This is a genomic window from Microbacterium sp., assembly GCF_051953575.1.
In the GTDB taxonomy this organism is placed as follows: Bacteria; Actinomycetota; Actinomycetes; order Actinomycetales; family Microbacteriaceae; genus Microbacterium.
The window spans coordinates 1-13,155 of record NZ_JBQCIP010000303.1 but is presented as its reverse complement, the minus strand read 5'-3'; the positions used below and the strand labels follow the sequence as shown (position 1 = coordinate 13,155).

Below are 13,155 nucleotides of genomic sequence, written 5' to 3'. Positions count from 1 at the left end.
CTGTGTCTCAACGGGCGTGGCTCTGGTCGATCCACGCGTCCCATTCCGTCTCGTCGAGCGCGGCGTTCCACGAGCGGGGTTTGACATCGAAGTGTCCGCTGGTGCAGCCGGCGCCCGCGCGCTGCAGTCGACCGTTCGCCTGTGCGAGCCGTTCATGCCAGCCGATCGGCCCCAAGCCGGTGTCGCTGCTGTCGAACGCCGCGAGGTGCGCAATGTGCAGTGCCGAGAGCTCCTCGACCAGCGCTCCATGCTTGAACCAGCACGGTGGCACGACGCTGACCGGCACGTTGTAGCGCACGGTGAACCACTCCACCCACTCGCGCAGCATCCCCCACTCGGCCCGCGCCTGTTCGTCGGAAAGGTGCCGCCAATCGACGATGTGCCCTCCGGGCCCGGCATTCTCGGGTTCGGTGAAGGGGCTTCCTGCCATATGGGCGGCGATCAGCGCCTCGATGTGGGCTGAGTCCGGCTCGTTCATGCAGCATCCCTCCTCGCCAAGCGGTCGCGCATTCGCGCGATCGCGATTGCGGAGGCGACCCGCCGTGTCCGGTGGAACGCGAGCACGCGGTCGCGATCGAGCATGCGGTGCAGCACTTCGTGACAGGCCGGATGCATGGGAACGAGGTCCGAATCGTGTTCGTACGCTCGCCACACCCCGTCGACGATGCGGACGCCCGAGTAGTCGAGGTGGTGAAGTTCCAGGTCCGCCTTGCGAGCGGCGCGTCCGCATACCAGGCAGTGCAGCGGATGACCGAGCTGCTCCTGTCTGCGGAACCAGCGCGCCCGCCTCGCAAACCATGCCGGCGATCGCAGGAACTCGCCGTACGCGTTCCTGCCTCGCGGCTTGCGGCGATTGCTCACTTGTCGCCCACCTCCTCGGGTGCGGCGCTCGGAGCGGCGACGGGCGCTGATCGGTCTGCATCCAGAAATACGGTCTGCTGGTCGCGCTCGGTCTCTCGCTTCGCTGTCTGGATCTCGCGGGCGTCACGCCGCTCGTCCCACCCCGTGAGGTCGAGCAGCACGCCGCGACGGTTGCGGTAGGCGAGGAGGCCGACGCTCTGCGGCAGTCGTCGGATCTCATCGACCGACATCAGGGGGAGCCGCTCGTGGTGCTCGCTCGTCGAATGACCCGCTTCGCGCGTCGACCAGGAGCGTTGCGTCCGGCTCGTCTGCCTGGTGCCAAGCAATGTCTCGACGTCACGAAGATGATTGACGTGCGAGGCCCCGCCGAGCAGCACCTTCGCGGTGGCGGCGGCCCAGATCGTGTCGGCTTCGGCGCGGGACCACGATGTCTCGGCCTGCGACAGCGCCTGAAGAACGACGAAAGTGCAGATGCCGCGGCCTCCGCCGTCGGCCATGATCCGCGGCAGGTTGCCCCAGCGGAACATGTTGGCGATCTCGTCGAGGATCAGCCCGAGTGGATGCTGCAAGCGTGAGCCGGGGGAGGCGAGTGCTCGGATACGGGCGACCTCGACGATGTCGTCGAGCAGGGCGCCGAGGAACCCTCCCATCGCGGATGCGCCGGATGCGGAGCCAATCAGATAGAGCGTGTTCGCGTCGTCGAGGAAATCTCGTGGGTCGAATAGCGGGTCACCGGGGCGGGGCATCAGAGCGTCGCGGATCTTCGGGACGGCGAGCGGTGCGACGGCGCCCTGCACACCGAACCAGATCGACGAGACGAGCTTGTCATCGGCGGCGAGCGTCGCTTCGAGGTTGTCGCCCCAGCCGGGTGCGCCCTCAGCGCGGAGGATCGACACGGCCGAACGCCGCGCCAGGATCGGGTTCGTCCCCCATTCATAGATGTCTTTGATGGTGCAGTTCCCCACGGCGGCGGCGTGCAGAAGGCGCCCCAGTGCGACGCCCGAGGCCTGCGCCCATTCGCCGTTCGTCGAGGATGCACCGAGGGCCGTGCCGGTGATGATGGCGGCGCCGCGCTGCATCGCGACGAGAGGGTCCTCGCAGCCCTCGATTGGCGAGACGCGCAGCGGATGCCGGACCCCGGAGAGGCCTTGCGGGTCGAAGACGTGCACCTGCCCGCGTCGCTCCCGCATGCGCAGTGTGGCGGTGAGGTTGTCGTTGGTCGTGGAGGTTGTGATCAAGGGGCCTGACCAGTCGAGGATTGCGGAGATGAGCACGCGGTATCCCTTGCCTGACCGGGGTGGCCCCTCGAGCGCGACGGAGTCTTCGATCGAGACGAAAACGTCGGATCCGCGCGACCGGCCTACCCGCCATCCGACATCGGTCGGCTGAGGGCGCGCGATATCGGGGCGCAACTGCTTGGCTCGTCGGAGAACCGCCCTGCCCGACAGGTGCTGGCGGATCTCGGATGCCTCGGCGAACCCCTTTCGGGACCGTAGGTCGGCGATGAACGCCTGGTCCGATGCGAGGTAGCGGCGGTTTGCAGCGATCCCGGCGAAGACCGCGCAGACGACCGCCGCCACGAGCAGCAGGTCGACGATGCGGATGACTGTCGTCGGGAGGGTGCATCCGTCAGGCGTCGTGAACGCGCTCGAGTCGCCGCTCAGGGCGAACCAGAGGCCCGAGAATGGCGTGGTCGGCGTCGGGCGCGTACCGCAGACCACGCTGGTGACGGCCTGGGCAGCGAACGTGAGCGCCAGACTCAGCACGACGCACGCCGCCAGAAGTGCGGCGATCGCCTTGCCCAGCATCCCATTCATCACGACCTCACAGACCGCGCGCCACCATAGCCGCGGCGTGGACCCACGCAGTGCGCGTCGTCGGTCGCAGCGCATCCAATCGCAGCTGGCCTGACTTGAGAGCGGGGTCGAACGGGATCCGCACCACGCCTCGCACCTGCTCGGCGAAGTCCGAGGTGATCCGCGCTGCCAGCCGGCGATCGGGCTCGGCCTCGGTCACGATGACCACCGCATTCCGGGCAAGATACCGGGAACGGTCATCGCGCGCACGGAGCGCATCCAGCAGCAGCGCCGCCGATTCGGCGGATTCGGGCACGGCGAGCGTGGGCACGACCAGTTGGTGGGACGAGTCGATCATTCGCAGCCAGCGGTCGGCGGACTCGTCGTTGCCGGAGTCGAAGATCACGAGCCGGTAGTAGCGGGCTGCCACTCGCATGAGCAGGTCGAATTGCTCGGCGGCGATTCGTTGGTCTGTCGCGAGCAGTTCAGGGTTCGATCGCAGCACGTCGTAGCGATCGACGGACTGGTGGTGCACGAAGCGCGCGATGTCGCTCACGCCCGCGCCCGGCGTGAGCAGGTCCTCCGCTGCCGGCAGCAGGTCCTTGACGGTGGTGTCGTAGTGACCCTGTTCGGTGCGCCATCCGAGTGTGCCGCGGGTGTCGTTATTGTCCCACGCGAGCACGTTTCCCCCACCGTGCCGGGCGAACACAGCGGTCAGGATCGCCGTCGTCATGGTCTTGCCGACACCGCCTTTGCCATTCACGACGGCGATGGTGCGGCATCCTGCCCACTGATCGGCGACGGCATGCTTGTCGCTCTCGCGTTGCACTGCGGCGCGGGAGGGGCCAATACCGAGCTTGGCCAGGAGGCTGGGCCAGCCGGTCGGCGCATGGGCGCCGTCGCCCGTGGGTGCGATGAACGATCGGCGGTTGGAGGGCTCCGGGGCGAGGTCGCTGGCGAGACCCTCGATCCCCGGAGCTTCGGTGTTCACCTCCTCTCCCTGTTGCGATGGGTCTGATTGCGGGTTCGGCATCGCGTCGACATGCTCCGGAGCCGTATCGGTGGACAGCGTGCCGTCCGCGAAGACGACGATGCGGTGCTCGCCGCGGTCACCGTCCGTCACCAGTTCGACGGGGATGCCGGCGGTCCGCGCTGCGGCGGCGGCCCGCTGCAGGATCACCTGACGGATGTCAGCGCCTGGGGACGCGGCGAGGGGTTCCACGCGCCCGTCGGGTGACGTGAACGACGCGCTTCCGCCTCGGACGGTCGCGAACGCGCGGGGCGTGGTGTCGAGGCTCATTGTGAAGCCTCCTTCCAGGTGGGCGATAGCCAGCCGTCGAGGCTGGTGTCAGTGGGGGAGTCGCCTGGCCAAAAGCGCTCGAGCTCGTCCGGGTCTACGAATCGCAGCCGCGCGTCGCTCGGATCCGGGATGGCATCGTCGGTCGAGAAGAGGCTGAACTCCCAATCCGTCGATGTTGCGAAGCAGTCGACGACGTAGGCGAACTGGCCGACGTAGGCGAGGAAGACGCCGACCCGCAGCCGGCGGGCGTCGTCGGCGTGGGTCGCGGGCAGGTTCAGGCGTTCGCGGAGCGCGGCGGACTCCTGGTGGTTCACTCGGAAGATGAACTTGTTCTCGATGTCGCCGACGATCGAGTAAGCAAGGTTGCGCTCGCGTGAGTCCGCATCGCCGACAGCATCCAGGTCGCCCATCTTGTGGAGGATGACGATGTTGCTGATGCCGTAGTGGCGCGAGAGTTTGAGCCACTGTTGGAACATCTCCAGCGCGGCGAGTGAGTTCATGTCCCGCCAGCCCTCCTCGCGGATGAGGTAGCGTGTGCGCCGGGCGGAGCGGTCCGAGACGACGGCCTGAATCCAGGCGGTCGTGCAGATCTGGGTCAGCTGCGCGACGAGTTCGCTGCGCGCGAAGAGCTCGCTGGTGTCGACCACGACGATGGGTGCCTCGGCATCGAACGCGACTGTCGATTCGTCCTCGAAGAGGCCCGAGAGGTCGCCGTCGACGAAGCGTCGAAGGACGAAGCGGGGCTGCACGGCGCCATCCGAGAGTCGGAAGTCGGTGCCCGTGTCGTCCACGATGGTGCCGAGATGCTCATACACGCTGCGCAGCGTCGGGTGGTCGACGGTGGAGCGGATGCTGCGATCGAGGGCTTCATGGATCGCCGCGTGTTCGACTGCGGTGAGCCGCGTCGGACCCAGTGCAAGCTCGATGAGGGAGACGAGGGTCGTGATGCGACGCTGACTCACCATCTTCTCGTCCTGCTCGTCGGTCGCGTCGGAGCGCCGGGGACCACGGTCGAGGGGATTGAGACGTGCCGAGCTGCCGCCTCCGATTCGGATCACGGTGCCGCCGGGCACGGCTTCGGCTACAGCGACCCACTCGCCCTTCGGGTCGGAGGGCACCACGGCCTGGTGCCCGAAGGCGAGCGAGCGGGTAACGAGGGTCTTGATGGTGCCGGATTTGCCCGCACGATACGCGCCGAGCACGAGCACATTCGTCGACAGCGTGCGGCGCTCGGTCTTGTCGATGTATGTCTCCCAGGGGGAGAAGTGCCAGAGCGCGTCGGCGTTGAGGTCGACGCCGAGGATCGGGCCCGAGTGTCCGAGCCCCGCGTCCGCCACGAACGGGTAGATCCCGGCGATCTGCCGCGATGTGGCTTGATGCGCGGGGATGGTGGGACGCGCGAGGTTCCAGTACCCGGCCTCCGAGAGTCCCGGACCGAAGGGGCCCGGGACCGCGGCCGGTGGAAGAGCGCGGTCGCGGCGGCGTGTGGGGATAGGACGCTCGCTGCGCTCGACCTGCGCAACCGTACGGCGCAGGTCGCGGCGGTCGCGTTTGCTCATGTCGCCAGGTTCGAAGAGGGCGACGTGGCGGGTCATCAGTTCATCCCCAATCCGATGGGCAGCGCGTTCACCATGAGTGCCTCAGCCTGCTGGCAGTAGAGGATCTGAGGCTCCATTCCGGCTCTCGCGAGCGCGTTCCTCATCCCGGCGATCGCTTGGTCGAGCTTCTCCTCGTCGTGTGCCGACACGGTCAGGTAGGCGCCGTAACGGAACTCGCCGTGCCCCGCGACGATCTCCTCCTCCTGGCGCTCGAGTCCTTCCCAGTCCGCGGCATCCGCGGCCGAACCGTCGACGCCGCGCTTTGCCCGCAGCTTCTCGTTTCCACGCCAGATCTTCTTGTCGTCCTCGATGCGATGCAGCGCCTTCTTCACCGACACCGGTGTCAGAACGATGGAGAAAATGTGGGTGATCGCCTCGCCCGTTGACGGCGTCCGGGCGAAGACGAGAGGCTCAACGAAGCCGACCGCGGTCTCCGAGCGAGGCCACTCGTGGATCCACATGGTGGTGTGCACGGCGGAATCGGTGTACACGATTCCGTTGCGGCCGCGTGGCTCTTCCAGGTACATCGGACCGATCGCGATCGGATCGACCCCGGAACGGTCGTCCTCGCGGTTCTGCACGTTCGCGGCGAATTCCGGATCGAAACCGAGGCGCGCAAGGGACGCCACATCCCGCACCGTCAACCAGCTCCGGACGCTGATGCGCGCAGCGCTGAGCGCATCGGCGAGGTTGCGCGCCTCGAGTCGGGCGAGCGCCTTGACTGCCGTGTCGCCACCGCCGAGGGCCTTCAGCTGCGGCCCCAGCGCGATCAGGTCCAGGGTGAAGGTGAGGTAATTGCGGTGCGACACCGCGAACGGTTCTGATGCATCCATCACGTCCGAGTAGTTGCGTCCGATCGGAGACTCCGGGTCAAGGCGGTGTCGCTCCACCGCAGCGTCATAGCTGGCGCGAGCAGCCCGGATCGTCGTCGGAATTGTGCGTTCCTGCAAGACGGCGCGTTTTATCCCCGGCCGCTGCGTGAAGGATGCCAGCACGGGCGCCCACTGCTGCGAGAGGTCGTACCGCTCGGTGATGTCCTTCATCAGGAAGCCCTGCACTTCGACCTCAGCCGTGACGGACACAGAGCGGTCGTGCGGGTTGTACACGCAGGCGACGCCATCGACATCCCACAACTGCACAGATGCGCGGATGCCCGGAAGATTCAAGGTGCCAGCGACGTGGGAGCGCTCCGGACGATAGACCTGTGTGGTCGCGCCCATCGCGTGGCGCAACTGCTTCATGAGCCAGATGCCGACTTGATGCGGAGCCGAGTCGCCGTGGATCGTGATGAACGCGAACACCCCGATCGGCAGGTACGCCGGCGCCGCGTACAGAAGTCCCGGCGGTCCGAATCGGTTGACGCCGATCAGGAGGATGACCGCCGCGACCGCCAGACAGGTCAGCTGCCAGACATCCATCCCCATCACCACGCCCTGGCGCGAGCGGCGGGGGAGCCTCACCGGGTGAGTAACGTCTTGCGCTGTCATGAGCCGCTCCTGTCAGTGCGGGGACGCGGTGGGGCGCCCTCGGGCGGTGGCGCCGACCCACTCGGCGTCGTCGTGGAAGTGGACGATGACCGATACGTCGAGGTGCCTGGTGCACTTGACGCAGCGGACCGCTGCGCCCCCGGCATCCCACCTTTCGACGAACCGCTCGATGCAGCGGTGCCAGCCGCGACCGGGGTGGAGGCCGACGTGCGCGCGGATGGCCTGCCCGCGGGCCGCGCGCTGATCCGACTCGGGATCCGAGCCGCGGAGCGCGCGGCGTTGCTCGCCACGTGGCTCGCCCCCGTTCCGACTCGGGAGCCGACAGAGTCGGCGGCGACAGCACCGACGAAGCTGAACAGCCCGAAGACCGCGAACGGGGCGAAGGCGACGAGCACCAGCCCGACGAGCAACGGCCAGGACTGCGGATCCCAGATCGTGTGGATGCTGGCCAGACCGTTGATGATCAGTGTGGCGAAACCGATGGTCAGCGGTCCGGTGAGAAGCAGCACCACGACCGCCGACACATAGCGCACCACCCACTGCGGCCCGACGGCGCGCGTCGGGTACAGCATCCAGGCAATCGGTCCCACCGCAATCAGCGCAGCCAGGACGATGTTGCGGAAAGCGAAGACGACCATGAGCAGCAGCATCCCGAGCATCAGCAGGCCGTGAATCACGAAGGCGAAGAAGTAGTTCGCCTGCCCGCCGGCCCACATCACCGATTGCAGGGTCGCGAACAACGTGTCGGGACCGTCGCGATCCATGATGTACCAGGTGAGGTCGTCGACCGCGTTCAGCAGATGACCCGTGGCCCACAGAGTGATCGCGGTCGCGGGAAAGGCGATGAAGCTCCGGATCAGCGCGCCGACCAGCTCTGCCCGGTCGCCGGAGACGGCGGCGGCCGCGATCGCCCAGACCATCGCCCCGAACAGGATCGCAAGTACCGCCCACTGCCAGAAGGACCATTCGTTGGTCGCGGCCGTCCACAACATCGACGAGGTGTCGAAGCGCATGTTCTGCGCGACGGCGAACATCATCGACGTCGCGGACATCGCCATGGCCCGGCCGGCGTTCTCGAACGTGAGGCAGACGACGTCTCCGAGCGAGCAGCCGTATTCGACGAGCAGCGGCTTTCCGCCGCTCGTCTTGATCGCCGAGACGTGGTCTTCATACGTCGTGCACACGGTCGCCTTCGTGCCGGCGACGAAGACGTTGATGAAGCACTGCTGCGGCTTGATGTCGGCGGTGTTCTGCGGCGTGCAGGTGACCTGCCGATCGACCTCGTAGCAGTCGACGGGGTAGGCGGGCGCTGACCAGGGTTCGCCGGACACGGGAACCGCCGTAGAGGAGGCCTCGCTGCGGGGGCTGCTCGTTGCGACTTCGGTCGCGCCGGCGGGCGCGACGGCAAACAGTGCGGCTGCGATGCCGATCGCCACACCCGTGAGTACAGCCCGCAGCGAAGTCATCAGAATCCGAAGTCGAAGTTGACGAACCACTGGAACAGGCCGCTGGCAGCCCCGAGCACGGCGGCGGCGATGAAGATCCACAGGATGTTCTCACCGGCCCAGGTGCGCACGCGGTCGGAAGCAAGACCGCGGAACGCGAGGGCTGCGCCCGCGATGATCAGCATGATGAGCACCACGATCATCGCGCCGGCAAGGATGTACGAGGCGACCACTTGGAACCCCTGGAAGAAGGGGGCCGAGAAGTCCGGCTGGATATCGGGGACATCGACATCGGTCGGTGTGATTCGCATGACTTGCTCCCTCGGTTGGGTCACTTGAGCGGAAGGCCGAGTGCGGCCATGAAGGGTTGGGGATCGACGGATCTTCCGGACTCCCGGAGTTCGAAATGCAGGTGGCAGCCGAACGACTTGCCGGTGTTGCCCTCGGCTCCGAGCGGTGTTCCGGCCGTGACCTGATCGCCGACGGCGACGCGGAGCGAGTTCCACTGCATGTGGCCGTAGAGCGTGACGATGTCGTCGCCATGGTCGATCCGGACCGTGTTGCCGTACCCCTGGTAGGTCCCCGCGGTGATGACCTCACCGGGACCGGCGGCGTAGACGGTCGCGCCGCAGCCCTGGGCCATGTCGTAGCCCTGATGATTGGTCGAGCAGTAGCTGCAGCCGCTGACAGGGTTGTGGCCGAAACCACGGCCCTTCGTGTATCCACCGGCAAGTGGATAGCCCCAGTCCCCGTTCGCGACGGGTGCCGGGCGGGTTTCGACGGTCGTAGTGACGGACTGGCCAGCGACCGCCAGCGGCACGACCATCAGCGGCACGAGCAGGAAAGCAACCGCGAGCACGACGAACGCGACAAGCCCGATCACGATCCGGCGCCCGGTCCTCGTGCTCGCGAGGGCTGCTGCAGCAACGACCGGGGCGCCCATGTCAGGGTTCCACTTGCCCGGAGAAGTAGCGGACCACCTTGCAGTCACCCGCTTGCTGGGCCGAGTCAGCCGTCGGGACGGATGCACTTCCGCACAGCACCTGAACGCTCACCCTCACGGGTTCGTCGTACGACGTCTCTTCGCCGCTCTCGTCGCTGCGCGTGTACGTCAGCACGACGTCGGCAGTGCCGATCTTCATGTCACCCGACGTGTCGCCGGGCACTTCCGTGTACTCGATATCTCCGTCGACGTCGGCTTCCACACGCCCGTCTTCGTTCGCAAGCGAGTCCCATTCGGACTCGGGCAGCACGACACCTTGGCGTAGCTCCAGCTGCGAAGCACGCATGTCATCCTCGCGATCAGCCTCCGTCGTATAGCGCGTGTCCGGCGTGAACCACGTGTCGAGATAGTCGAGCCATTCCGCTCGCGTGCTCAACTGCGTATCGAAAGTGGATGCCGCAGTCAGCGCCGCGCGGACGTACCGGTCTCGGTCTGTCGTGATCGGTTCCGGTACCCAGCCCTTGTCGGCTGCTGAGGAATCTACGAACTGCTCATCTGGCGAGGCGGCGGTCGCGCTCGGAGTCGCCTTCGCCGCTGGCGATGACGAGCCCGTGAGCGCGGGCTCGGCATTCTGAGAGAACAGCGGAACGAGGACTACCGCGAGAAGCGCGACCAGGAGGACCGCGCCGCCCACGACAGCCCATACCAACCCGCGACGGCTGGATCGTTGCGTCGACGCCATCATCTGCCTTCCTGACTGTCCAGGGCGGCGTCGATGTGTGGAAGTTCTGGCGCGGGGGGACAGTCGCCGTGGCGGCATCCTAACCGCGAAATCAGCGCGTCTAAAAGGAGAATTCTCTAATAAAGACGCGCCAGACACGCCTGACGGACGTGGGCCCGCGGCTCGCGTCTTCGTATGCTTCGATGCGGAGAATATGCCTCCGGACCTGGGGCTGTCTGTAGGAACTTCGGGGGACACGTCGTCAGCAGGGTCAGTGCCCTGCGTGTCGGCATCCGTTCCCCTTGACATGAGTGGAGCATATAACCGTACACTCCGCTTGTGAAGCATTTTCTGGTTCGGTTATCTGGACGAGCCTGAGGATGGTGCGACAGACTGGGCAGGTGCCTCGCTACGCCCGCCCCGTGAACAGTGATTACGCGGAGGATCCCATCAAGGCTTTCGGGAACATCATGCAGGCGACGATCATCGGCCACCTGCGGAAGAACCCTGGCCAAACCCGGGCAGAGATCGCCGAGGCGATCGAGCTGCCGAAGATGACGATCGCGAACGGGATCGAGAAGTTGCTGGACGCGGGGCTGATCATCGCTGATCCGCCGCGCGACGTCGCAGTGCGCGGGCAGCGGGTTCGGTACACGGTGGATGATGCGCGGGTGACTGAGATGGTGATGCGGCTGGAGCAGGTGCTGGGGGAGTTCTAGGTGTGATGTCCAGGGACGTTGTTTCCGGGATTCGTCTTTGAGCTGCTGACAGGCGAAGGCTTCCCGGGTGTGAAGTGGAGCTGTTCAAGGAACCGTTTCACGAACCAAGGAGGCCTTCGCGTCCCACACTCATGCGCTGACCCCCGCGCGCTCGTCTCAGGCCGGCGACGTTGATCTGTCGGCGACGGTTGAAGAACCGGCCAAAACGACGGGTGAAAACTAGGCCACCTGGTTGTCGTTTGCTCAGTCTGCCGGATCCTGGGTTCTGATGCTCGGGAGGCTGTCGATGCCCCTGCCGCGGAGCCGGTAGCTGGCGCCTTTGAGGGTGAGGACGTCGGCGTGGTGGACGATGCGGTCGATCATCGCGGCAGCGACCGCCTGGTCCCCGAACACGCCTCCCCAGCCGGAGAACGGCAGGTTCGAGGTGAGGATCAGCGAGGCGTGTTCGTAGCGGGATGAGACGAGTTGGAAGAAGAGATTCGCGGCGTCCTGTTCGAACGGTAGGTAGCCGACCTCGTCGACGATGATCAGCCCGTAGCGGCGCAGCCGAGTGAGCTCTCGTGGCAGGCTCCCTTGCCGGTGGGCGTCGGTGAGGCGGGTGACCCAGTCGGTCGCTGTGGCGAACAGCACCCGGTGCCCGTGTCTCGCGGCGACGATCCCGAGTGCGGTCGCGAGGTGCGTCTTCCCGGTTCCGGGTGGGCCGAGCAGGACCACGTTCTGCGCTTCGAGCAGGAATCCGCCGGACGCGAGAGCGGCAACCTGCTGGCGGACCGCCGGCTGGGCGTCCCAGTCGAAGTCCTCGAGGGTCTTGCGGGCGGGGAACCCGGCGGCTTTGATCCGCAGCTCCGCGCCGGACGCGTTGCGGGCTGACACTTCGCGTTCGAGGACGGCGGCGAGGTAGTCCTCGAACGACCAGCCCGCATCCCGCGCTTGGTCGGCCATCCGACTGGCAGCTTCGCTGATCCGGGGTGCTTTCAGTGCGCCGGCGAGGTAGGTGATCTGCTTGACCGACTCGGTGCTCTTCGTGCTGGCCATCACGCCACCCCGCCGATTCCGAATGCGCGGTCATAGTCGGCGAGATCCCGGGTCAGGTCCGTGTCCGCGAGACTCGGTCGTGGCTGTTGGAACTGTTGCCGCAGTAGCTTCGCGGTCTCTCGGTGAGCGGGGTCGGTGACGACGGCGCCGCGCGCCCAGATCCGTCGGTGGTCAGCGAGGATCCGCCCGTCCAGTCGCACCCTCACCCGGTCAAGATCTCCGGTCACGTCGACCATCCGACCGATCGCGGTCGGGTCGACGGAGTAGTCGCTGGCATCCAGACGCACGTAGTAGTCGCGTCCGAGACGCACTCGTTCTCGCCAGCCCAGCTGCAGCGGGATCGGCGGCAACGGCAACATCCGGGACCGGTCATGCTCGATCAGATCCACCGGCCGCGCCTTGATCGTCCGCACTACCCGGGCGTTGGCCCGTTCCAGCCAGTCCGCCAGCTGGGTGTTGAAGTCGGCGGGTGAGGTGAAGGTGCGGCCGGGCATGAACGAGGTCTCCATCCACCCGTTGCGGCGCTCCACGATCCCCTTCGACTCGGGGTCGTAAGGCCGCAGCTGGACCACCTTGGTCGCGAGGGTGCCGGCGAACGCGGCCACGCCCTGCGCGAGTCGGCCCTTCTGGCCGATGCCGGGTTCGTTATCCCAGATCAGCCGGCGCGGCACCCGACCGAGCTGTTGGATCAGCTCCCACGACCCCAGCAGCAGGTCCTCGGTCTTGCGGGTCGGGATCATCCTCGCCGTGATGAACCGGGAGTGCGCGGCGACGATCACCAGCACCGGCAGCAGCACACTTCCACCGTCTTCGAGTGGAATCTTCCGCGGTGGGAACCACAGGTCGCACTGCGCCGCGTCACCGGCCGCCCACGACAGCCGGTCGGCCGGGTCGACAGGGCGATGCTCCGGCCGCAGCCGGCGCACGTTCTCCCGGAACCAACTGATCGAGCCGGTCCATTCGACGCGCTCTGCGATCACGGTCGCCGGCATCGACGGGTGCTCCGCCAGCAGCGCCCGCACCCGCGCCTCGAACGGCGAGAACGACCTCTCCTGCGTCCTTCGCTGATACTTCGGAGGTCTATCCGACCGCACCGCCGCCGCGACCGTGTCCCTCGCGACCTGGCGCTGCGGAACCCCGTCCGCGACCAGCCGCCTGATCAACGCCCAATCTTCCAAGGAGATCACCCACCCAATCTGGTCTGGGTGGCCTAGTTTTCAAGCGTCGTTTTGGCTGGGTTCTCGACCGTC

The 13,155-nt window shown here is 66.8% G+C and carries 13 protein-coding genes; 1 reads left to right on the top strand and 12 read right to left on the bottom strand.

Going from position 1 to position 13,155, the window contains the following annotated elements:
• Nucleotides 1-7: 7 nt before the first annotated feature.
• The 10 genes from ACTHNQ_RS19375 to ACTHNQ_RS19330 are packed head-to-tail and all read right to left on the bottom strand — an operon-like array spanning nt 8 to nt 10,175.
• Nucleotides 8-478, bottom strand: a complete 471-nt coding sequence (locus ACTHNQ_RS19375) for a hypothetical protein (protein WP_440335566.1) — start codon at nt 476-478, stop codon at nt 8-10.
• A complete protein-coding gene (locus tag ACTHNQ_RS19370; protein ID WP_440335565.1) occupies nt 475-861 on the bottom strand; it encodes a hypothetical protein in 387 nt (128 codons plus the stop codon). The genes ACTHNQ_RS19375 and ACTHNQ_RS19370 overlap by 4 nt, the downstream gene beginning before the upstream one ends.
• The gene (locus ACTHNQ_RS19365; RefSeq protein WP_440335564.1) at nt 858-2,678 is read right to left on the bottom strand and encodes a type IV secretory system conjugative DNA transfer family protein; all 1,821 of its coding nucleotides are present in this window, start codon (nt 2,676-2,678) and stop codon (nt 858-860) included. Before ACTHNQ_RS19365 ends, ACTHNQ_RS19370 begins: the two co-directional genes overlap by 4 nt.
• A gap of 7 nt (nt 2,679-2,685) precedes the next feature.
• Nucleotides 2,686-3,957, bottom strand: coding sequence for a nucleotide-binding protein (locus ACTHNQ_RS19360; protein ID WP_440335563.1), 1,272 nt, complete (start codon nt 3,955-3,957; stop codon nt 2,686-2,688).
• The gene (locus ACTHNQ_RS19355; protein ID WP_440335562.1) at nt 3,954-5,516 is read right to left on the bottom strand and encodes a hypothetical protein; all 1,563 of its coding nucleotides are present in this window, start codon (nt 5,514-5,516) and stop codon (nt 3,954-3,956) included. Before ACTHNQ_RS19355 ends, ACTHNQ_RS19360 begins: the two co-directional genes overlap by 4 nt.
• 35 nt (nt 5,517-5,551) lie before the next feature.
• A complete protein-coding gene (locus tag ACTHNQ_RS19350) occupies nt 5,552-7,042 on the bottom strand; it encodes an SCO6880 family protein (RefSeq protein ID WP_440335561.1) in 1,491 nt (496 codons plus the stop codon).
• Nucleotides 7,039-8,508, bottom strand: coding sequence for a hypothetical protein (locus tag ACTHNQ_RS19345; RefSeq protein ID WP_440335560.1), 1,470 nt, complete (start codon nt 8,506-8,508; stop codon nt 7,039-7,041). Before ACTHNQ_RS19345 ends, ACTHNQ_RS19350 begins: the two co-directional genes overlap by 4 nt.
• Nucleotides 8,508-8,798, bottom strand: a complete 291-nt coding sequence (locus ACTHNQ_RS19340) for a hypothetical protein (RefSeq protein WP_440335559.1) — start codon at nt 8,796-8,798, stop codon at nt 8,508-8,510. The genes ACTHNQ_RS19345 and ACTHNQ_RS19340 overlap by 1 nt, the downstream gene beginning before the upstream one ends.
• 20 nt (nt 8,799-8,818) lie before the next feature.
• Complete coding sequence (locus tag ACTHNQ_RS19335) at nt 8,819-9,430, bottom strand: M23 family metallopeptidase (protein WP_440335558.1); 612 nt, start codon at nt 9,428-9,430, stop codon at nt 8,819-8,821.
• Between the two features lies 1 nt (nt 9,431).
• Complete coding sequence (locus ACTHNQ_RS19330; protein ID WP_440335557.1) at nt 9,432-10,175, bottom strand: hypothetical protein; 744 nt, start codon at nt 10,173-10,175, stop codon at nt 9,432-9,434.
• A gap of 377 nt (nt 10,176-10,552) precedes the next feature.
• On the opposite strand from ACTHNQ_RS19330, the gene ACTHNQ_RS19325 reads away from it, so the two are divergent.
• Nucleotides 10,553-10,870: a winged helix-turn-helix transcriptional regulator gene (locus tag ACTHNQ_RS19325; protein ID WP_440335556.1), complete on the top strand. Its 318-nt coding sequence runs from the start codon at nt 10,553-10,555 to the stop codon at nt 10,868-10,870.
• Between the two features lie 243 nt (nt 10,871-11,113).
• On the opposite strand, the gene istB is transcribed toward ACTHNQ_RS19325, so the two are convergent.
• Together istB and istA are read right to left on the bottom strand one after the other, a co-directional pair.
• On the bottom strand, nt 11,114-11,905 hold the full coding sequence (gene istB / locus ACTHNQ_RS19320; protein WP_440335555.1) for an IS21-like element helper ATPase IstB: 792 nt from the start codon (nt 11,903-11,905) through the stop codon (nt 11,114-11,116).
• Nucleotides 11,905-13,092, bottom strand: a complete 1,188-nt coding sequence (gene istA / locus ACTHNQ_RS19315) for an IS21 family transposase (protein ID WP_440335554.1) — start codon at nt 13,090-13,092, stop codon at nt 11,905-11,907. Before istA ends, istB begins: the two co-directional genes overlap by 1 nt.
• Nucleotides 13,093-13,155: the final 63 nt, after the last annotated feature.